Genomic DNA, 19,821 nt, shown 5'->3' with positions numbered 1-19,821 from the left:
GCCGGGTGGGGTACCCGGCCGGTGGGTTTTACCAGGTGACCGCGGTGCGCACGATCACGGTGCCGGCGCGGCGCATCGCCCACGAGACATCCATGATCATGCGAAGCGCCAGACTGTCGGTCTGGAACATGGAGCGGACCGAACCGCCCGTCGGGACGGCACCCGCCGAAGCGATCTGCGCGGGTGCGGTATCCTCCATGTGCAGGACCGTCTGGCTGCTGACGTCGAAGCGCGGGACATCGCCGGTTGCCGACATGAAGTCAGCGGCGTCGACGAGCACGAGGACGCCCACAGGGACGGTCGACGAGATGATCGCCGGGTAGCCCATGAAGTTGCCGTTCGCGAGTTCCGCCTTGAACGGGAACTGCCCCGTCCCGTCCTGAATCAGACCAGCGCTGATCGACTGCGCCGGGTTCATCAGCCAGACCGGATTGCGCAGGTTGCCCAACGTGTTCGTGGTCAGGTCGGAGAGCATGCCCTTCACGTCGGCGACCAGCGCCGCCATGTTGCCGCCAGCCGTTCCCGCAGCGGTCGTTGCACCGTTGCGAATGCCGCCTGGACGCACCGTGGTCGCCGGGTTGGCGTCGAGCAGCACGACGTCGAGCGCGATCGAGGTGTCTTCTTGGATCGCGTCGCGCAGGATCTGCTCGATCTGGGGCGTCGAGTGCTCCGTGATCTCGCGGGTCATGGTGGTGATCACTGCCATCTTCTTCGGCGTGATCGTGGTGCTGACGAAGCCGGCCTGACGGACCGGGATCGGAGCGCCTTCACCAACGAAAGAGCCTGCGATCGTGGGCGTAGCCGACCGCGACGGAAGGCTTACCTTCCCGGCGCGTCCGAAGCCGAACCGCCCGCCGATCGCCGACAACCGCGGGTAAACCGACGTAGGGAGCAGGAGGTCGAAGAACTCGCCGATCGCGGTCTCGACGAGCGCGCCCGCCCAAGCCGGCGTGACGGTGTCGGCCGGCACGGTGGTCGATCGCATCAGCACGTCCATCACCGCCTTGGTGGCGACGTCGTCGCCGTAGCGCGACTTCATCATGTCGACGGCGGTGCCGCCGAGCGCGTGCGTGAGCAGGCCGACGGTCATCGCACGGAAGATGTGGTCGACAGGCGCGATCTTCTTTGCCGGGACGGCAAAGGGGCGGCGATGATCGACGCTCCGCTGTTCGATCGTCACGGTCCCCGCGGGCGGGGTGACGATGGTGAGCGCATTGCCATTGCCGCCAGCGAGTGCTGCTTCTGCGCGCTTGAGCGAGACGAGCGATGCGTCCTTGGTCTCGATCTCCGTCGTGAGCGCGTCGATGTCGCCGCCGGTTTCGACTGCAGTCTCGAGGTTGGTGCGCGCCTGAGTCAGTTCGTTCTGCGCGGACTCGATGCGCTGGGAAAGGGTCGTCATGTTGGTGTTCCTCGAAAGGGTCAGGTTCAAGGCGGGCTCGCCGGTTACGCCGCGCGTCACGCTGCTGATCTCGTCGGCAGACTCGCCAAAGATCAGCTGCTTTGCTTCGCGCGAAAGGTTGAGTTGCGCTGCCTTCTGGAGCGCGTTCGGGTTGGCTGGGATGCTCACAAGGGAGCATTCGACCAGCTCGCTTTTCGTGTAGCGAATGCCGCCACCCGGGATCGGGTCGGCCTTCAGGCCGCGGAAGCCGACCGATACGGCGCGCATCATGCCAGCCTCGACGAAGGCTCGCATCTTGTCGGTCGTCGGGCACGCGCCGACCGGCCCAAACTTCAGGTCGCCGACCAGCGCGCCGGCCTCGACGCGCACGTTTTCCCATTCGCCGATCGGCATGTCCGAGTTGTGATTGAACAGCGCCTTGGGGTTCTGGCGAAACGCCTCCAGAACCCAGCCTTTCGGTTCGACGATGTCGCCGTAGCGATCGACCGTGGCATCGCTCATGACGAAGGTTAGGGGGTTTGCGCCTGCCGCACGCGCGGAGGCCTTATGCATTACGTCCATAAGATACTCCGGATCAGGCGATCATTGACGAGATGTCGAAGGACGCAGCCGCTTCAGGGTTACGAGCCATGAGCATGACCGCGTTGAACAGCGCGATGAGAGGATCGATCTTGGCCTTGCCCGCGATCTGCTTGGTGATGATGACCGCGTTGCCGCGCTGCTCGGCCTTTGCGTTGCCCACGCACCAGGTCATCAACGATTGCTCGGCGTGAATCATGGTGCCGTCTTTCAGCTTTCGCTCAGCACCCCAAACCGCGCCCGAAAGCCGGAAGCCCTGGCTGATCGCCAGCATTTGCTTCTCGGTGAAGCCGCGTCCGGAGAGCTCATCGACAATCGCCGCGATCCCGGCAGGGTCCAGGCCAATGGCATATTCCTCGGGGAACAGCCCGGCATCCTTAACCCGTTCCAGTATGTCGGCGAGTTCGATCAGATCCTGCGTCGGGTTGTCGCACTTGGTGAGCGTGCCCTCGGCAACGAAGCCGTCGAGCGCGCTCACGATATCCTTGCGGCGCTCCCAAACGTCCAGCTGTCCCCACGCATGCGACCATGTCAGCCACTGCTTCGTGACCCTGTGCCGGCCGATTAGGGTCAGCCCGAGCAGATCGTCGAGCCCGCCGCCATCGATGCCGCCGACTGCGACCTCGACGATCACAAGGAAGTGATCGAGCGTGCCGTCCCAGACCAACGGCGACGCGGTAGCCTTCAACCAGTAGAGCGCGCCGGCCCATGCATCGTGCAGCAGGCCGACGCCCATCTCAACATTGAGGTGCTTCGCGTAGAAAACCTGCCGTTCCGACATTTCGGCGCGCTGCGCTTCTTCGAACTTGTTCTGCAGCCACGGCTGGCTGACGGACCGGCCAAGGTTCGGGTTGGTGATGTAGAAATTCGCCGGGTCGATATGCTCTTCCGCCGCGATCATCTCGGGCGGAAACTCGTAAAGCACTGGCAGCTTGGTCGGCGCGTTGACCGTGCCGTCTCGAATGCCGCGGTATTCCTTGAGCTCGCTCTTGAACACGCCCTGAGGTGGCTGGTCAGACTGCGTGGTCAGGAACAGCGTGTAGCCTTCCGGCCGTGACGCCTGCCCGCCGGTCGCTTCCTGGAACATTGAGTCTGCCGTTGCGACTTTACCAAAGAGCCAGAGCTCGTCGATAAGTACGCGGCTGGCTTTCTTGCCCGACACGGTAGCGCTGTCCGCAGCGACCACCTTCATGGTCGCCTTCGTCGACCGCTGCGTGATCAGTTTGATGTGATCCTGAATGTGCAGGAGGTCGTTTAGCTCTTCGTCGGCGCGGATCATTGCTGCCGCCGGCTTGAAGCTGTTGTCGGCGACCTCCTTCGTCGGCGCGAGGATCAGGTTCTCGTCTTCGTGCCGCCAGCCGAGCGCTAGCTCGGTGACCATGATGCCCGCGGCAATCGTCGACTTCGTGTTCTTCTTGCTGACGAGCAGCAGGAACTCTTTGATCATCTGCTCGCCGAGGTCGGGATCGTACGCGCCGAACACCGTCGCGACGAAATCGAGCAGCCATTTGTCACAGGACTCGCCGATCGTCGGCTGGCCGGTGACGTCCATCAGCCGCAGTGACGTGAACAGCGCCATCTTGGCTTCTGCCACCTCGGGGAACAGCGGGTCGAATGGGATCAGCGAGCGGCGCCCCCGAATGCGCTCCTTCCAGTCGGGGCAGGATGTTGACCAGGTCGGCAAGCTACTTGACCGCCTTCAACGTCGGTGGCCCGACACCGCGGAAGCGGTTGGCGATCTGGTCAGCCTTCTCCTGCTGGGCAGCTTTCTTGCCCTGCGGCGCGGAGGCTTCGTTGATCGTCTTGAACGCGGTCGCGAGTTCCTTCAGCGTTTTCGCGCGACCGGTCAGACTGATGGCCGCCATCATGCCGTCACGTCGCGCCGCTCCACGATCGTCCGCCGTGATCTCTTCGATCATCTCTTCAAGCTCGCCGAGATGCGTCGTGGTGGCGTCAAGCTCGTCGAGCATCCGCGCGACGAGGCCACGCCCACGCTCGGCGATCACTGAGGCTTCAGGTGCGGGTTCGTGCGGCGCGCGCGGTTCGCGGGGCGAAAGTTCGCAAGTTCGCGCAGTTTTCGCCCTGCTAACCGCGCGAACCCAGCCTTCGGCCTTGGCGCGCTTGCGAATAGCCGTGTCCGAAATCTCGTGCCGATCAGCAATTTCGCGGATCGATACTTCACCGGATAAGTATTCGAGCTCGATCCGGTCCCAGTCCGAAGAAGTTTTGCGGGTCGCCATCAGGGTCGCCCTCCGGCGGAAGTTCGCAGCCCGAATGCTGAGAGGAAAATTATCCGCGCGTGCGACGGATGCGGTATAGGGCAGCAGGGGATGGGTGGTTTTCGGTCCACCCCCCCTGGGTCAGATGCCGTAGCGCGCCTCAACCTTCGCCTTCGGGCCGTCGTGGCAGGGCTTGCAGAGCGTCTGAAGGTTGGCCTTGTCCCAGAAGCTACCTACGTCACCGCGATGTGGCTCGCGGTGGTCAGCTACTAGCTGTGACGTGTCGGACTCGACGCGACCGCACCCAGGCCACTGGCAGGTGAACAAGTCACGAGTAAGAACTTCCCAGCGAAGGCGCCGCCAGGCTGAGGTGTTGTACCATGCGCGCCACGGTGCAGCCTCGCGCCTTCCCTGATCCCCGCTTTGGAACGTCGTTAAGCGAGAGGGTAGCGTGCCAAGGCGGTTAGGAAGAGATCGGAGCTTACCCATCAGCGTTCCCGTCCGTTGCGCGCAGGTCAATCGCTGCCTTCTGAGCCTGCCCGGTCAGCCAAGTGCATCAAGATGTACGAAGGCCTACAGGTTGGTTCAGCAAAAGGCTTGTTTCGCCGTCGTAGTTGCGTCTTCGCCCGATCACCGGGCCGGAGTTGGTACGATGAAGCTCACAGGTTTAGCCGCCCTGGCAATGATGGCCGCTAGTGTTACCGTCCCGTCGGTTGCGGATGCGCAACGCCACTATGATCGGTCCGGTGAATACAACCAGCGCGATCGCGGCGCCTACCGCAATGCGCACGGTCAGAGCGGCCGGTATGGCAACCACAACACCCGCGTACGGCGTAACCTGCCGCAAAGCGCGTATCCCTGGCATTGCAATGACTACAAGCTGCGCCACCACATCCGTTGCCACGACTGATGTGCCGCTTAACCGCCATACTGGCGGACGTATAAAAGTCTGATCCGATAGCCCGTCACGCCGCAGCTGCGGTGTAGACGGGCGGTAGGGTCACCTCCCTCGCACGGCAGCCCGAAGGTCAATCGCTGCCTGCTCAGCCTGCTCGATCAGGCGCTCGCTGTGCCCCTGATTACGTGACCCTGAGGCCATGTCCTCGGCAATACGCAAAACGCGCATGCCAATCGCCTCGACGTGGTCAGCGGTGGTGAGCCTCGATTGCGGCGCTGCCATGTTAACCTCCGTTGCAAAGATTGCAGCGATTGGAACCAAAGTGGCCCGTATTTCGGGCATTCCACCGAACAAGATTAGTATTCGCGAAGGTCTCCACCATTGTTGCAGTGCAGCAGGGGGAGTCGGTTATGATCGCTATGCTACTCATCGCAGCGAAGTACGTGTGGGGCACGTCCGCGGTTGCCTCGGTTGGGATCGGAGCCGCAAGCATGTGCTCACGTCGTATCAAGGCATCGATCTTCGGTGAGCCAACAATCGAGAATACGCGCCGATATTCAGCGAACGACCAATGAACGCTTCCATACCGTAGGACAATCGCTCGGAGCGCTACTCCTGCTTAGGGGATGACGGTGGCATGCCACTGCGATCATCGCGGTCCGCTTATGCGGCAATAGGCGTATCTTGTACCGTATCCGTTCCAAGCAGCCAAGACCCAATCTTCATATTGATGCCGGCGAACGCAACCAGCACGAACTTGCCGTCGCCGTCCTTTACAACCTCGCCTGACAAACCGGCGCCGGGGCCCTCCGTAACCGTGACGGGCTGACCGATCGTGAACGCCTTCCGCTGACCCATGCGAGCAGCGCGCTGGCCGCGCTCCTCGACGCGCCTTGCTTCAGCGATCTCTGCGTCGGCGATCGTCGGGATCGCGCCGAGGTAGCGGAAGACTGAGAAACTCGGATGTTCCGAGAACGGCTGTGCGGCGATCTGCGCAAGCTCATTCCGGCGGTCGGCACGGGCGAAGACAAACGTCGGCATGATCGGAGCTGCGTACTCAACGCGACCCCGGGCAGGGCCATGGCGCCGGGTCAGCGTTTGCACCGGACTCCATACGTCGAAGCCGGCCGCCTGAAGCGAGGCGACCAGCGGCAGCGTACGAGACGCTCCGGTTCGAAGAATGCACCAGTCATTTCCCCGGCTCATGAGTTCAGTCCTGCCTTTGTTCGAGAATGTCGCGGGGGCGCACCGCTCGCCTGCCGATTTCCGGCTCGTCGTGCGTTGACGGGTTCCAAACCACGGAGATCATCATGACCGACAAGAACGTGCCCGAGCCCGTCGACAACGTCAGCATCAAGTCGGGCGATGCCGATCGAACCGCTGACGGCTTCGGCAAAGGCAAGGGCTACTCCGGCGACGAATACGACAGCGCGGACCATGCGGCGGAACGCCACCTGCAGAACCGTGATGGTGCTCACAACGCAGGAGCCGACGAGCCTGCCGACGGTCGCGACATCCCGCCGGAAGCTGGCAAGCGCGCCTACATCGACAACAAAACCGGTGAAGTGCACGGTAGCGGATCGGGGGCCGGTGGTGGCAACCCCGGCGAGGATATCGATCTCGACACGTCGCGGAGCGGTCCAGAGGACTGATCTTCCAGTCTTTAAGTAATTGTAAGGATTGAAAAAGTAGATCGAAATTAAGTCAAAAGAGCGATTTCGATCACGAATTTGGGGGAGCAGCGCATGCCAACGGACAGCAACAGCTCGAACAGCGGCGAGCATCCGATCAACCGCTCTCCCTCCGACCAAGCTGATTATCTGAAAATGCTGGGACGCTGGGCCCGAGGAGATATCCCGGAGTCCGGCCCCAGCGGGCACGGCGAACGCCGAACCTCCGGCGACAACCCCTGAACACGATTTAGCGGCCAAGGTCACGCGTGCTCCTCCAGCTTGCGCTGGTCGGCTGGCGGACCCGGTATGGCCATTCGACGGTAGCGTTCTGCGGTTGACCGACTGGCCTCCCGGGCCTCGTCCTGCGCCGCAACCTTCATTCGCAACCGTGCCTCGATCCACGAGACGGGCTCAGCGCGCCCGGCAGCGCTGAGCAACGCTGCGTTCGTCGCCTCCTCGCCGTGAGTGTTGAACCACTTGGCGATTAGGGCTCTAGCCGACTTGGCCGACAGACCCGCTACGCCCAGCAGTGCGACACCAGCGTCGAACAAAGCTTTTTTCGGATCGATCGGCGACGCGACAGCGTCAGTAGATTTATCTACTGAACTATCTCCTCCCTCCTTCCTCTGGCGAGACTTTTCCCCACTGGTGGGTAACTGGTTCCCCACCGCTTCCCCACTGGCACCCCCTTTACGGGCCTTCGGTTCCCCACTGGCTTTGGTTGAAGGGGGGGTAAGTTCCCCACTGGGCTTAGTTGAAGCGGTGTCCAGTTCACCACCGTCGCGTGTTGAACGGGCCTTGATGTTCACCCAGTTCCGAACCGCTTCCGTCTGCGGATATGTCGAAGTAGGCTTCTTGGGGCGCTGGTACTGGCAGAAGTTGCGCACCGCGCCGTAGCGCTTGCCGCTAGCCTCGTACGACATGATGCAGCGCGCCTCGGCCAGTTCATCCAGCAGCGCGACAGCATCGACGCTGTCCGCCGGCAGCAGCCGCATCTTCAGCTTAATCGGCGACCACTCGAATGAGCCCATGTCGTCGCATTCGTTCCAGATGCCGAGGAACATGAGCCGCGCGAAGGGCGACAGCGAGACATAGGTCTCGTCGGTCCAGAGGCCGGGATGGATCGATCTAATACGCGCCATTATGCACCTTCCCTCGAACTGTAGAAATCGCTGCCTCGGACGGCTGAGTTTGCGCCGAAGAACCAGCCGAGAGCCTTCCCCGACGGGCCGCTGCGGCGCTTGGGGACGAGGAACTCGACCTTGTTGCGCACGGCTTCCATGTCGGTCCGCCACGCCTCGTACTTGGCGCCGAACTGGTCGTCCGGCTCCTGCTTCTTCAGGTATTCCTCCTCGCGGTAGACGAAGAGGATCACGTCAGCGTCCTGCTCGATCTGTCCGCTGTCGCGGAGGTCGGACGGCATTGGGCGCTTGTCCGGACGCTTCTCGACGTCGCGGCTGAGCTGCGCCACCGCCATCACCACAAGACCCTCGGACTTGGCGAACTGCTTGAGCCCGACGCTGACCTCGCTGGCATGCTCGTACGGCGACATGCCCTTGCGGCTGTGCGCCATCAGTTGAAGGTAATCGACGACGACCAACTCGAGCTTCTCGCTTTGGGCGGCGAGGCGGCGCTTGTGGCTGCGCGCCTGGCGGATCAGCTTGGCGAGCGTCAGGCCCGAGGTTTCGTTGATCTCGATCGGCAGTTCGTCGAACCGTTCTTTGGCTGCGATGACGGCGCCTATTTCATGCGAGCGAACCGTCCCATCGCGAACGTGTTCGTACGGTACGCCGCCGCGTGGCGAGAACGTCATGTCAGCGAGCATGCGGCGGGTGAGCTCGTCGGCGCTCATCTCGAGCGAGAAAATAAGGACCCCGTGTCCCATGCCAGCCGCACCGATTGAGTATGATGTGACCAGAGAGGTCTTGCCCATACCGGGACGGCCACCGACGACGACTAGGTTCGACGGGCGCAACACGCCGATGGCGTTGTCGAGCGAGTTGATGGTCCCGCAGCGGACGCCAATGATCGGTTTGCCGAAGCTGTTAATGACCGCGTCGGCATACTGACCAACGGATCCCTGCGCGGTGACGACCTGCTCCGCCAACTCGGCGACTGCTTCATCTGCGTTCGCAACCAGTTCCTCTCGCGTCACTGACAGGTCGCGCGCTGAGGCGACAACATCTTTCAGGCCTGCAACCATCCGCCGGCGGCTCGACAGCATAGTGATCTGGTCGAAGTACGCCCTGGTCCGTGCCTTGGGCCCTGCGTTGAGGTTGGCTGCGGCCAGCACCGAATATGCGCGCGGCCATTCCTCATCCTCAGCGAAGTGAGGCGCCAGCGTCACCACGTCGACCGCGCCCGACGCGGACTGCTCAATCATCTTGCCGTAGATGCGACCGTACAGCGAGACCGAGAAGTCGGCCGGGCGGCAGCGATCGGCGACCTCATCGATCAGCCGGTTGTTCGCCAGCAGGTCACCGAGAAAGCCGATCTCTGCCTCGACGTTGTGAAGTGGGCTGGCGGTCTCGGCAGTCGCGAACTGCTCTTCGAACGCGCCGCTCATGCCCGGATACCCCGGAGTTGATCGTTCCAATCCTTGAAGCCGTCGGCAGGCCACATGATCCGCGTCGAGTAACCTTGCTCGATCAGCTCTTCCTCGACCTTCTCGACCGCGGCGCGACCGGCAGCATCGTTCTGGCCGGCGATCACGATCGAGACGATCCGACGGGGGTATTCGATGTACGGCATCATCGCGGTGCCAAGCGTGACCCAGACTTCGGCACCCAGTTCCTGCGCTAGGCTCAGCCCGTCCTCAGGCCCCTCCGTCACGATCAGTTCGTCACCGACACTGTAAGCGTCAGAGTTGAACCGGAGCGCGCCGCCCTTGATCCGACCAAGGCTCCGCTTGGGCTTCTCCATGCGCGCCTTATGTTTGCCACCGTCGGCGAGAAAGATCCGCTGCAGGCCAATAAGCTGATCGTCACCATCGACCACCGCACCGACAAGGGCGGGCAGGTCGGGACCACACTGACCCGTATCATCGTCGTACCAGGCGGGCGTCTTCGAGAACCGGATCGTATGAGGAGCCGGCATGATGATGCCGCGGCTGCGCAGATAGACCTCAGCAGGCGTGCCGGGGGCGGGGATCGCTTTGTCCCAGACTGACTGCGCGCGATCGATGGCACGTTGCCGATCATCTTCGTCCTCGGCTGCCGCCCTAGCGCGCTGCGCCGGATCCACACCGGGCAGGCTGGCGGCACCCAGCCACTTCATCGCTTCGAGAAAGCCGATGTTCTCGGTCGTCATCACGTACTTGACGATGTCGCCGAACGCACCGCAGCCGAAGCAGTGATACGTGCCCTTGGCATCGTTCAACTGCATCGATGGCGTGCGCTCGTGATGGAAGGCGCACAGGGCACGCTTCTCGTTCTTGCCAGCGCGGACGACCTTGCGGGTGCGGGCGACGACGTCGCTGATGTTGTAGCGCTGCTTGGCCTCGTCCACCGCTTGGCGAAAGGCGGCATCGCGTTCTGCCCGAGCCGTATTGCGGCTCACTTCGCGCCGCCTTTGGAAGCTGCGATCATCTCGAGCCACTGGCAGGTGATCGCGTGTGCACGGCGAATCAGGGCCTCATGCGGTGCCACTTCTTCGACTGTCGTTTCACCGTCCAGTTCGGCGCGAATGATCGACGGCAGCAACGTAGCGAGGGTAACTGACGCAGGGTCGTCGCCCGAGCATACCGAACCGGCATCCGCCCAGCGACCGCCGACTAGCGCCAGCAGCGGGTCCGCGAACCTGCCGCCCCACTCATGGCAACCAGCGAGGAATGTCGGCAGATCGATCGGCGATGCGGTGTTGGCATACGCCGCCGCCCGATCTTCCGACTTGCCCAGCACGCGACCCATGTCGCCCCAGGTTGCGCCGTCGTCCGTCTTGATCGAAGTGATTACGACGTTCTGCGTATCGACCGCGGCTGACGCGGAGAACGTACGACGGCGTCCGTGGATGTACGGTGCGTTCATGCGGCAATTGCCTCTGCATGGCGAAGGACAAGAAAGCGCGTGCCGAGACTCATGTCACCGTAATGGCGCTGGCAAACATGCTGGCGGCGATAGTCGATGCGATGCGGGACGTTGGCGTACCGAACGACATTATTCATGATTTCTTGGATCGCCTCACCGCACTCAACTCCGTCAGTCTGTCCGGGATGCCCGCGGCCATTATGGGCGATTTTGTCGATGTTATTCGGGGGACGGTGGCAGACAATGACTGAGGGTGGGATCACCGCAGGCATCTTGGGGAGCGCGATGACCGGGGCATCCGTCGCGCCAGGCGCGGCGCGCATAGCGGCTGAACCGGGAGAGATTGGCAAGCCACGCCGATGTTGGAAGCATTCTTCCTGCACGATTCTGCGCAGCCGGGTTCTCTGTTCGGTGGGGAAGGGCAAGAGAGCGCCGCCCTCCGAAGGGGGTGCCCCATCGCTCGGCGGCGCGATAGCCGTTCCCCGAGTGATAAACCCCATCATCTTAACTTCGTGGGGGAGTTCGTGGTCACCTCCGAGAAGGCTCGCTCGAGCGAACTGCGAAGAAAAAAAAGGCTTCTACCTTTCCGAATTACCGGCAATCGCTCGGTCTCTACAAGGTGATAGATCGCTCTCTCGGTCAGCCCAGTGAAGGTAGCAGCCGCCTTAGCCCCCACAAGTAGATCGGACGATAACATATGCGCTCCTGCAGAATAAGACTGTTCTTCTCCTTTATATGGTTTCCGTTGACTCCGTGCAAGGGGGAAGATCAAAGGCCTTCTTTTAACGGAGGGTACGCGTGCGGCTGACATATCGCGGTCTCGAAGACCTGCTAGCTGAGATGCACGACGTGGCGCCTCAAAATCGAGTTGCATTGCAAGGTCGCATCAAACATTTTCAGCGCAATGGCTGGCCTGGGGGAACCAACACGGGGAAAGGTAAGGCCGCATCCTATGACTTTGGCGCGGTACTGAAGCTTTGCCTAGGGTTTGAGCTTCTCCAAATCGGAGTAACGCCAGAGCGAGCAGCGAAGCTTCTCAAGAAAAATTGGTATAATATTAGAACCGCTACATCACTCGCGATTAATGCTCACCCTGAGCTTACTACCCTGGTAAAAGATGATAACGGTGGATTCGATGTATTTTTATTTTGCGATCCAAAATCGTTGTCGAGTCTAACTGACGCGGAAGAAGATCCTACTGATGACACATTCTTCTACACTTCTGCGCCGGAGATGGCACGCCAACTTACCGACAGTAAGCGACTGGAGTGGCGGCGTTTGGCACTTATAAACCTTACCATCGTTCTTGATAGCATCGCTCACTATTCGGGTGACTTCGCCGGTCTTAGAACGGCGTATTTAGATTGGGACGACGCGGAACGCGCTGCAGACGATGAGGAATACAAGGCGGAATTTGGAGTATACCCCCGAGACCACGGTCCACGAGTCGACATTGAAGCAGCCATCAGGCGTAGAGAACATGATTGATCTTTTCCCTTGCGCGGAGTTGACGGAATAGGTAGAACAAGGTTGTTCTTAGTCTACCGAGGTGGTTATGGCAACGCATTCGCTTTATCAGTCGTACAACCCGCCTGCACCTGTCATGGGCAAGCCTACTGTCCGGATAGCTTTCATCGCCGGCGATGCTGCGATCGCAGTGGATACCGCCTTGGCGAAACTGCCGGCCGAAGTCCCCGAAGCAACGCTGGACGAGCTCTCGATCGGAGAATGGGCATCCTCGACGATCGCCGAGGCGAAGCCCGTCCTGTCGCCAGGCATGTACACGGCGTTCCTCAAATGGGGCCGGGCCGCCGTCGCGTTCGAGACGGACCGCGACGATGGATTGAGTGACGGTCTCTGCGCGGCGTTGATGGAGGCGCTTGGCAATCTGTCGGCCGTGCCTGCTCACGGCTTGCAGGACATCCTCTTCAAAGCTTGGCTACTCAATCTCGAGATTTCCGACAGCCATTCCTTCGGGCCACTGCGCTTTCGACCCGAAGACTCGTCGTATGCCCTTAATCGCGTCGCCACCGGCCTGGGTAGTGACCTGACAGTGCTATCTCCACTGATCGCGGCCATCGAGCGCCTCTCGCGCCGGGCATCATCCTACTCACCGCCTGGGCTGGGCTTTCCGTTCGCGCGGCCGGTCGGCGCTATGATCGTCGGTGCGTTTTCGGCCGCCGCCCAACGTGAGAATGTCGACGTCGAACAGGGGACGTCATGGGATGCCGCCATGGGCGCGTATATAGCAGCTGATCACCTGTGCAATGTCATGCTGCCGGACGATCCCCAAGCGGACGAGAAGGTCGACGCGTGTTGTGAGGCGATGGACTATCTAATTGAGAAAGTTCGTGCCCCCAATCTGGCGGCACTGAGCCTCAAACTGGACTTTGCGGCTGGCCGAGCAGAGTGCTTCGAAGACGTGCTTTTCGGCGATCACGCCCGCGGCATCGTGGCCGATATCAGGCACCTCGCAAATGCCCCCACCCCCGCCGATCCCCATGCCTCGTGGCTGGCAGACCGGAACCTCGCCCTGCTCAAGGTCAATCGTGCGACCGAGGCCCAGTTGAGTGAGGAACTGGCTAGCGAGCAGTGCTCTATTGCAACCGCACTAGAGGGCGACATTGCCGCCACGCCGGCGGGATCGGCCTCTGGAGTGATCGCCAAGCTCGCGCTTATCGTCCAGACCGCTCTCGAAGGTAGCTCACCAGATCCCGACTGGTGCGCGTCCGCGCTGATCGATGCTCGCCGTGTTGTTGGCATTGGTTCGCTCAATGCCGCGGCGGACGCACGTCATCGCGAGATGGCGGCATGACTTGCGAGCGGACCTGCGCCAGCTGCGCCTGGTGGTCGAACGAGCAACCGCCGCTTGCCACCGGCTTCCGCCGCGCGGCAGGTGCCGATCCCGAGATCGGCACCTGCACGATCGCCCCGCCCATCGTGGTTCGGCAGGCGGGGATACAGGGGAGCTATTTCCCTGAGACTTTGGCTTCTCGCGGCTGCGGGCGGTGGGCGGGCCCGCGTGGTGGGCCAGATGGTGGGGAGCGAGTAGGGCAGGGCGGCGAGATCGACGCCAACGTTATGCCATTCCGACGGATCGCCGCATGATACCGCAGCGATTGCAACGTCAGGCTGCGGTCGATCAACGCCGTTATCAGCCGGATTTGTCGTCCCGAGTTCGTGGACGTTTGAGATCGGCAATCAGTGCAAGGAGGGCATGCCCATCAAACGTGTGCGGTCTTACTTTGCGATCGGGCAAGGATACCGAGAAACCGCGCCGGGCTTCCACCGGTGTTCCAGCGACCTTCTCGATCACCCGATATAGCGGTCCTTCAAAAAGGATCTCACGGTCAGCCTCGGCCTCGTTCGTTCGACCCTTGATCCGAATGAGCGTCGCCAGTTCATTCCATGGAATGCCCACCGTGTTCCCCCTTCATTCCGTTCTGCTGCTTCCTTTACCGGCGCACTCAAGAATTGGAATTGATTTGCCGCAAGACGGAGGCGGAGCGGTTGTCACACGGTGGAATTGTACTGTTGCAAGGGACGGTCACGCTCTGCGGCCTTTAGACCAGCAGAGCATGCCAATCACTGGTAGTTCAGTCGGTTTCGCTCGTGCCGCTACCGTCGTCGGTCGACTTCCATTTACCCTCGGCGACCGTGTCGTCGTCGCCTCCGATCGCCTGCTCGTACGCAGCGCTTTCGTCCGCGATGCCAGCTTCCGCACTCTTCCGGGCCGTATCCTTGAAGTCAGCTTTGCTCGGGTCGGTCTGCTTGCCGTCGGTCATGGTCTGCTCCTTTACAGTTGGGTTTTGGTTAGCCGGCTATTCGGCTTCGTCGTCGGTATCCATGTCGTCGCGGCCCGCCTTGGCCAGATCCTCGACCTTGTGATCATCGCCGGACTCTCCGGTTTGATCGCCGGTGGTCGTGCCAGTCGGGTTCTGCTTCTTGATATCCTCGGCGGGGCTCGCGCCTTCGTCGGAGTTGGGTTCGCTGTCGCTCATGGTCCGCTCCTGTGCTGGAACGGTAACAACGCGCGAACGGCGCGGGCAGGGGCCGATCGAACGTCCTATCCCACGTTAACATCCGGGAGCCTCCGCTGATGGGCCTTGCATTGGAACGACTGCCCGACTGGCCGGTTGCGATGACTCGGGAGATGGCGCTCGCCTACACCGGCGTAGCTGATGCCCAGCTGCGCGAATGGGAGCGTCGCGGCACCGTTCGTTTCTGTATGCGCGGACCTCGTGGCGCGGCGATCGCAGCCCGTTCGTCGCTCGACGCTGCCGTGCAGAGCTTGTTCGCCGGCGCGGCCGACGATGGCGCGATCGAGTTCGACTGATGGCGATCGCGCGACTGCCGGCATACGTACGGCCGATGAAGCTCGCTGGCGACAAGACCGGCTACTATTTCGAGCTCCCGGCCTGGGCGCGGCCGACGAAAGATCCAAAGACCGGCAAGCTGGCACCTGCCGTGCGTCATGGCCAAGCATGCCCGGTGATCTCGACAGCGCTCGGCACTGACCTAGCGCAGGTTCATGCGAAGGGCGCAGCTCTGAACGCGGCACTGCGCGAATGGCGGACCGGCGAGATGGGGCAGGGGCGTATCGCCGAGGGTAGCGTCGCCTGGCTGTTCCAGTGGTACCGTGAGCAGGAGCGCTTCACCAAGAACAAGGCGAAGACGCGAAAGGACTACAAGGCGCTGATGGACATGCTGGTGGCGTTCGAACCGAAAGCCGGTCAGCCGCCGCTCGGTAAGCGCATGGCGTCAAAGGTCAACGCGACCGTCGCGGACAAGCTGTACCAGAAGCTCAAGGAGAAGGGCGATCGACAGGCGTCGTATGCCATGCAGGTCTGCCGGCTCGTTTGGACCTGGGCGGCTCGTCATCATCGGGTGACCGGCGTAAAGGAGAACCCGTTCAAAGGCATGGGGCTCTCCAGTACGGCCGCCAAGGGCAACCGCGAGACTAGCCGAGCCGAGTACAACCTCTACCGCGAAACCGCACGTAAGTTGGGCTTCCAGTCGATGGCGACCGCCGCCGCGTTATGCTTCGAATGCTGTCAGCGCGTATGGGATGCGTTCGGGTTCGAGGATCCGGACGGCAGGGAACACCGCGGCATCGAATGGGCAGGGTATCGACCGAGCCAGGAAATTAGCCTGGTTCAGTCAAAGACCGGCAACCCGGTGACCTTACCACTGTCGATCGTTGTGATCGGCGAGGACGGCAAACCGGAGACGGTGTCGCTCTATCCCGAACTGGAGGAAGAGCTGGCCAGATCGCGCGCGGTGGTTGCCGCCGACGCCGAGGTGATCGTGCTCGAGGAGCGCAGCGGGAAGAAGTATCGGGAGCGGCGCATGTCGTCGGTCCATCGCAAAATCTGCGTGGAGGCCGGTCTACCCAAGGATATGACTTTCACCGGGTTCCGGCACGGTGGGATCACCGAGATTGGTGACGCTGGTGAAGACGATGTGCGGGCCGTTTCCGGTCATAAGACGCTTGCGGTCACTCGCATATACAACAAGGCTAATGCCGACAAAGCGCGGAGGATAGCGACAGTTCGCCGGGCTCATGTGAGAGAGCTAGCCGACGTTTAAGCCGTTCTTGCCGTAACTTCACCACCCGAAGGCAGGCTATAAGCTAACTGACGTCGGTTCTCGTTAGGTAGCATCGATTTTCGCAATGACATGTTAGCCCGTTCGGGTGCATGCATGTACCGTGGCTGGGCTTAATCCCGAGATCCTGAAATGGGCGCGCGAGACTGCTGGTCTCGGCCTGGACGCCGCTGCCCGCAAGATCGCCCTAGGTCCTGCTCGCGGATTGACCGGAGCCGATCGGCTCGCCGAGTTTGAAGCAGGGGACGAGGTTCCTTCCCCAACACTGCTCAAGAGGATGGCGCAGCAATATCATCGGCCCCTGCTGACGTTCTACATGGCGGAGGTTCCTGCCCGAGTGAACGTCGGTCAGGACTTCCGGACGCTTCCTGACCGAAGCGATCCATCCAATGCGCTGCTTGAGACCCTTTTGCGCGATGTGAAGGCCCGGCAAGCGCTTGTTCGAGAAGCTCTTGAAGATGACGACGATGTTACGCCGGTTCAACTCGTTGGCGCAGAGGTCTCGACGCGTAACGCAGGGCGCCTATCTGACGCTCTCATAGACGCGATCGGGTTTGATCGCGAAGCTTATCGTGCTCGTAGCTCGGCGGAAGAAGCTTTTAGCTATCTGAGGGCTTTAGTCGAAGCGCGCGGAGTGTTCGTACTTTTGGCAGGCGACTGTGGGCATTGGTCCACGGCGATCGATGTGAGCGTGTTTCGCGGCTTTGCGATTGCTGATGCTTTGGCGCCGTTTGTTGTCGTTAATGATCAAGACGCAAAGTCTGCCTGGTCGTTTACGTTGCTCCATGAGTTAGCCCATCTTTTGCTCGGCGAAAGCGGTGTGAGCGGCGGACCGCCGCAAGGCGCTGTGGAGCAGCTGTGTAACGACACTGCCGCGGCAACACTGATCTCTATCTCCGAAATCAGGGATCTCCCCTTGGAGGGTGGGGTGGCCGACTTACGGCACATTAACGCCCTTGCCGACCGAGCAAAGGTTAGCCGTGCGATGATAGCGTACCAACTGTACCGCGCCGGTCGGATAACTCTGGTCGTATGGGAAGGCCTCAGGGACGCCTTTCAAGCGGAGTGGTTGGCCAAGAAGGATCGGGACAAGGAACGGAACCGTACCACTGACGGCGGCCCAAGTTGGTACATCGTTCGACGTCATCGTTTAGGCGCCGCGCTCCTCGCAGTCGCTCGCCAAGGAATGGCAGACGGCTCCCTGACGCCGACTCGTGCCGCCAAGATGTTGGGGGTCAATCCAATGAACGTCTATCCGTTGCTCGCCGAGACTAGGCGAGTTGCCGCCTGATGCTCTACCTGCTGGACGCCAACGCGCTAATATCCGCTCACCGGACTTGGTACGGTATGAAACGGGTGCCGGAGTTCTGGAGTTGGCTTCGCTATCACGGCGGTTTGAACGCGCTCAAGATGCCGGCTGAAATCTACGCTGAAGTAGAAACCGGCAAGGATGAGCTAGCGACTTGGATGAAGGACGCAAGCTCCAGAAAAGCTTTACTGCTAAACGAAACGAGCGATCCTCAGAAGGTGCAGGCTGTCCTCGCTCGCTACGGGAGCCTGCTCAACGAGTCCGACCTGATCACGATCGGGCAGGACCCATTCCTCATTGCCGCCGCTCTCGGCCATACAGTTCGCTGCGTTGTGACCGCGGAAGTTTCTAAGGCGAAGCGTACCGGGCCGCGTAGGCATGTTCCGGACGTTTGTGACGATTGCAACGTGCAATGGATGCACCCGGTCACGTTCATTCAAACGTTGGACTTCTCGACCGGCTGGGACGACCTGGACAAGCTTCTGGGCTAGCACTCGGCGGGCGAAGTTAGGGTGGTTCTAGTTGACCGCGTCCATACCCCCTTATCAAGCTACAGCCTGCGTCTAGCCCAGGCAGCCATCATCAACGCGATTAGGCCGGCATGAACTTCCTCGGCTGTCTTGTGCGTGCCCAAGCTCCGCATCGTGCAGCAATCTGCTGTGGTTTGTACCGATATTTGTCGGAAGACCGTGTCGGAACATGTCGGGAGAACAAAGCTCCGCCACCGGGAAAATCGTTTATTTTCATGGTGGTGGATGGTGGACGCACTTGGGCTCGAACCAAGGACCCGCTGATTAAGAGTCAGCTGCTCTACCAACTGAGCTATGCGTCCATTCCGGGGCGGTTTTGAGTGGCGCCCTGGTGTGGCGCCCCGCTGCTGGAGGCGCGCTGTTAGCAGACTCATCGGGGGCCGCAACCCCCTTTTCGTCGATCCGAGTCCGTTTTGCTCGATCAGGCCGCTTTTTCGCGAATTAAGCGGGTTTTCGGGTCACCAGCCGACCGTCTTGCGGTTCTGGCGGTCGATCGACATCAGGATGCCGAGGCACAGCAGCACGGTCATCTGCGCCGAGCTTCCGAAGCTCACCAGCGGCAGCGGGATGCCGACGACGGGGGCGAGGCCCATCACCATCATCAGGTTGATCGCGACGTAGAAAAATATCGTCGTCGACAGCCCGGCGGCGGTCAGCCGGCCGAAGCGGGTCTGTGCGCGCTGGCCGACCTCGATGCCCCAGCGGATCACCAGCAGGAAGGCGAGGATCAGCAGGCAGCCGCCGACCAGGCCCCATTCCTCCGCCATCGTCGCGAAGACGAAGTCGGTATGGCCCTCGGGAAGGTAGTCGAGATGGCTCTGCGTGCCCTGGAGGAAGCCCTTGCCCCAGATCCCGCCCGAACCGATCGCGATCTTCGACTGGCTGATGTGATAGCCGGTGCCGAGCGGGTCGCTCTCTGGATCCAGGAAGATCAGGATGCGGTTGCGCTGGTAATCGTGCAGCGCGAAGTTGATCGCGAGCGGGATGGCCACTGCGGCGGTGATCGCGCCACCGACGAACAGGCGCAGCGGGATCCCCGCGAGGAACATCACCGTCGCGCCGCCCGCGCAGATCATCAGCGCGGTGCCGAGATCGGGCTGCTTCATGACGATCGCGGCGGGGACGCCGATCAGTAGCGCCGCGGGCCAGACCGCGCTGAACCGTCGCGTCTCGCCGGGCGGGAGCATGTCGTAGAATTTGGCGCAGGCGAGCACGATCGCCGGCTTCATGAATTCGGACGGTTGCAGGCGGATGAAGCCTAGGTCGAGCCAGCGCTGCGACCCGCCCGAGACCTTGCCGAGAATCTCGACCGCGACCAGCGACACGACGATCAGCGCATAGGCCGGCAGCGAGCCCGCCTTCCACGTCCGCTCGGGGACGTAGGACAAGGCGATCGCACCGGCGAGCAGGACGAAGAAGCGGATGCCCTGCGACAGCGCCCAGGGCTTGAGCGAGCCGCCGGCCGCGGAATACAGCACGACCTGGCCAAAACAGCCGATCGCGACCACCAGCAGGAGGACGCGCCACGGCAGCTTGGCGAGCGGTTCGGGGACGATACGGTTCATGGGCATGGCTTGGATGT

At 61.7% G+C, this 19,821-nt stretch carries 24 protein-coding genes and 1 tRNA gene; 10 read left to right on the top strand and 15 right to left on the bottom strand.

The annotated features are described in order from the left end of the window. Positions 1–28: 28 nt before the first annotated feature. From ASE69_RS03485 to ASE69_RS20965, 4 genes are all read right to left on the bottom strand, one after another. Entirely contained in the window at positions 29–1,960 is a 1,932-nt protein-coding gene (locus ASE69_RS03485; protein ID WP_056482753.1) for a phage major capsid protein, read from the bottom strand. Between the two features lie 13 nt (positions 1,961–1,973). After that, complete coding sequence (locus ASE69_RS03480; RefSeq protein ID WP_056482748.1) at positions 1,974–3,662, bottom strand: terminase large subunit; 1,689 nt, start codon at positions 3,660–3,662, stop codon at positions 1,974–1,976. Position 3,663: 1 nt separating this feature from the next. Beyond that, a complete protein-coding gene (locus ASE69_RS22720) occupies positions 3,664–4,218 on the bottom strand; it encodes a hypothetical protein (RefSeq protein WP_235517975.1) in 555 nt (184 codons plus the stop codon). Positions 4,219–4,338: 120 nt separating this feature from the next. Beyond that, positions 4,339–4,686 carry an HNH endonuclease gene (locus ASE69_RS20965; RefSeq protein WP_082452789.1) on the bottom strand — a complete coding sequence of 116 codons (348 nt, stop codon included), beginning with the start codon at positions 4,684–4,686 and terminating at the stop codon, positions 4,339–4,341. Positions 4,687–4,849: 163 nt separating this feature from the next. On the opposite strand from ASE69_RS20965, the gene ASE69_RS03470 reads away from it, so the two are divergent. Next, positions 4,850–5,107 (top strand): hypothetical protein, encoded by a 258-nt coding sequence (locus ASE69_RS03470; RefSeq protein ID WP_156362105.1) that lies wholly within the window; start codon positions 4,850–4,852, stop codon positions 5,105–5,107. A gap of 90 nt (positions 5,108–5,197) precedes the next feature. Here ASE69_RS03470 and ASE69_RS03465 read toward each other — a convergent pair whose 3' ends face one another. Together ASE69_RS03465 and ASE69_RS03460 are read right to left on the bottom strand one after the other, a co-directional pair. Further along, positions 5,198–5,377: a hypothetical protein gene (locus ASE69_RS03465; protein WP_156362104.1), complete on the bottom strand. Its 180-nt coding sequence runs from the start codon at positions 5,375–5,377 to the stop codon at positions 5,198–5,200. Positions 5,378–5,758: 381 nt separating this feature from the next. Beyond that, positions 5,759–6,199 carry a hypothetical protein gene (locus ASE69_RS03460; RefSeq protein ID WP_156362103.1) on the bottom strand — a complete coding sequence of 147 codons (441 nt, stop codon included), beginning with the start codon at positions 6,197–6,199 and terminating at the stop codon, positions 5,759–5,761. 206 nt (positions 6,200–6,405) lie between these two features. Between ASE69_RS03460 and ASE69_RS03455 the strand changes: the two genes are divergently transcribed. Next, positions 6,406–6,747 (top strand): hypothetical protein, encoded by a 342-nt coding sequence (locus ASE69_RS03455; protein WP_156362102.1) that lies wholly within the window; start codon positions 6,406–6,408, stop codon positions 6,745–6,747. A gap of 281 nt (positions 6,748–7,028) precedes the next feature. Here ASE69_RS03455 and ASE69_RS03450 read toward each other — a convergent pair whose 3' ends face one another. Genes ASE69_RS03450 through ASE69_RS03435 form a run of 4 tightly spaced genes read right to left on the bottom strand, consistent with a single transcriptional unit; the run spans position 7,029 to position 10,793 of the window. Continuing rightward, a complete protein-coding gene (locus ASE69_RS03450; RefSeq protein ID WP_056482734.1) occupies positions 7,029–7,910 on the bottom strand; it encodes a hypothetical protein in 882 nt (293 codons plus the stop codon). Further along, positions 7,910–9,334, bottom strand: coding sequence for a replicative DNA helicase (locus ASE69_RS03445; RefSeq protein ID WP_056482731.1), 1,425 nt, complete (start codon positions 9,332–9,334; stop codon positions 7,910–7,912). Before ASE69_RS03445 ends, ASE69_RS03450 begins: the two co-directional genes overlap by 1 nt. Next, positions 9,331–10,326 (bottom strand): CHC2 zinc finger domain-containing protein, encoded by a 996-nt coding sequence (locus ASE69_RS03440; RefSeq protein WP_056482729.1) that lies wholly within the window; start codon positions 10,324–10,326, stop codon positions 9,331–9,333. Before ASE69_RS03440 ends, ASE69_RS03445 begins: the two co-directional genes overlap by 4 nt. Next, a complete protein-coding gene (locus ASE69_RS03435) occupies positions 10,323–10,793 on the bottom strand; it encodes a hypothetical protein (protein ID WP_056482727.1) in 471 nt (156 codons plus the stop codon). The genes ASE69_RS03440 and ASE69_RS03435 overlap by 4 nt, the downstream gene beginning before the upstream one ends. Positions 10,794–10,810: 17 nt before the next feature. On the opposite strand from ASE69_RS03435, the gene ASE69_RS03430 reads away from it, so the two are divergent. From ASE69_RS03430 to ASE69_RS03420, 4 genes are all read left to right on the top strand, one after another. Beyond that, the gene (locus ASE69_RS03430) at positions 10,811–11,044 is read left to right on the top strand and encodes a hypothetical protein (protein ID WP_056482724.1); all 234 of its coding nucleotides are present in this window, start codon (positions 10,811–10,813) and stop codon (positions 11,042–11,044) included. 547 nt (positions 11,045–11,591) lie between these two features. Then, positions 11,592–12,281: a hypothetical protein gene (locus tag ASE69_RS21755; RefSeq protein WP_156362101.1), complete on the top strand. Its 690-nt coding sequence runs from the start codon at positions 11,592–11,594 to the stop codon at positions 12,279–12,281. Between the two features lie 67 nt (positions 12,282–12,348). Continuing rightward, positions 12,349–13,608, top strand: coding sequence for a hypothetical protein (locus ASE69_RS03425; RefSeq protein ID WP_156362100.1), 1,260 nt, complete (start codon positions 12,349–12,351; stop codon positions 13,606–13,608). After that, positions 13,605–13,901: a hypothetical protein gene (locus ASE69_RS03420; RefSeq protein WP_056482719.1), complete on the top strand. Its 297-nt coding sequence runs from the start codon at positions 13,605–13,607 to the stop codon at positions 13,899–13,901. The genes ASE69_RS03425 and ASE69_RS03420 overlap by 4 nt, the downstream gene beginning before the upstream one ends. A 46-nt stretch (positions 13,902–13,947) precedes the next feature. Here the strand turns inward: ASE69_RS03420 and ASE69_RS21750 are convergent, their stop codons facing one another. From ASE69_RS21750 to ASE69_RS03410, 3 genes are all read right to left on the bottom strand, one after another. Continuing rightward, a complete protein-coding gene (locus ASE69_RS21750; protein WP_156362099.1) occupies positions 13,948–14,214 on the bottom strand; it encodes a hypothetical protein in 267 nt (88 codons plus the stop codon). Positions 14,215–14,389: 175 nt separating this feature from the next. Next, the gene (locus tag ASE69_RS03415) at positions 14,390–14,578 is read right to left on the bottom strand and encodes a hypothetical protein (RefSeq protein WP_056482715.1); all 189 of its coding nucleotides are present in this window, start codon (positions 14,576–14,578) and stop codon (positions 14,390–14,392) included. Between the two features lie 36 nt (positions 14,579–14,614). Next, positions 14,615–14,794, bottom strand: coding sequence for a hypothetical protein (locus ASE69_RS03410; protein WP_056482712.1), 180 nt, complete (start codon positions 14,792–14,794; stop codon positions 14,615–14,617). 98 nt (positions 14,795–14,892) lie between these two features. Between ASE69_RS03410 and ASE69_RS03405 the strand changes: the two genes are divergently transcribed. The 4 genes from ASE69_RS03405 (at position 14,893) to ASE69_RS03390 (ending at position 18,200) form a co-directional block, all read left to right on the top strand. Continuing rightward, positions 14,893–15,129, top strand: a complete 237-nt coding sequence (locus ASE69_RS03405) for a hypothetical protein (protein ID WP_056482709.1) — start codon at positions 14,893–14,895, stop codon at positions 15,127–15,129. Continuing rightward, entirely contained in the window at positions 15,129–16,382 is a 1,254-nt protein-coding gene (locus tag ASE69_RS03400; protein WP_056482706.1) for a tyrosine-type recombinase/integrase, read from the top strand. Before ASE69_RS03405 ends, ASE69_RS03400 begins: the two co-directional genes overlap by 1 nt. Before the next feature lie 121 nt (positions 16,383–16,503). After that, positions 16,504–17,691 (top strand): ImmA/IrrE family metallo-endopeptidase, encoded by a 1,188-nt coding sequence (locus tag ASE69_RS03395; protein ID WP_056482703.1) that lies wholly within the window; start codon positions 16,504–16,506, stop codon positions 17,689–17,691. Continuing rightward, positions 17,691–18,200, top strand: coding sequence for a DUF4411 family protein (locus ASE69_RS03390; RefSeq protein WP_056482700.1), 510 nt, complete (start codon positions 17,691–17,693; stop codon positions 18,198–18,200). Before ASE69_RS03395 ends, ASE69_RS03390 begins: the two co-directional genes overlap by 1 nt. Before the next feature lie 265 nt (positions 18,201–18,465). Here ASE69_RS03390 and ASE69_RS03385 read toward each other — a convergent pair. Both ASE69_RS03385 and rodA read right to left on the bottom strand, forming a co-directional pair. Then, positions 18,466–18,541: transfer RNA gene (locus ASE69_RS03385), tRNA-Lys, on the bottom strand. Positions 18,542–18,697: 156 nt separating this feature from the next. Beyond that, complete coding sequence (gene rodA / locus ASE69_RS03380) at positions 18,698–19,804, bottom strand: rod shape-determining protein RodA (RefSeq protein ID WP_107953933.1); 1,107 nt, start codon at positions 19,802–19,804, stop codon at positions 18,698–18,700. Between the last annotated feature and the right edge of the window lie 17 nt (positions 19,805–19,821).

The organism is Sphingomonas sp. Leaf208 (genome assembly GCF_001421415.1).
Lineage (GTDB): Bacteria > Pseudomonadota > Alphaproteobacteria > Sphingomonadales > Sphingomonadaceae > Sphingomonas.
Note: the sequence above shows the minus strand (reverse complement) of the source record. Positions and strands in the feature narration are given on the sequence as shown.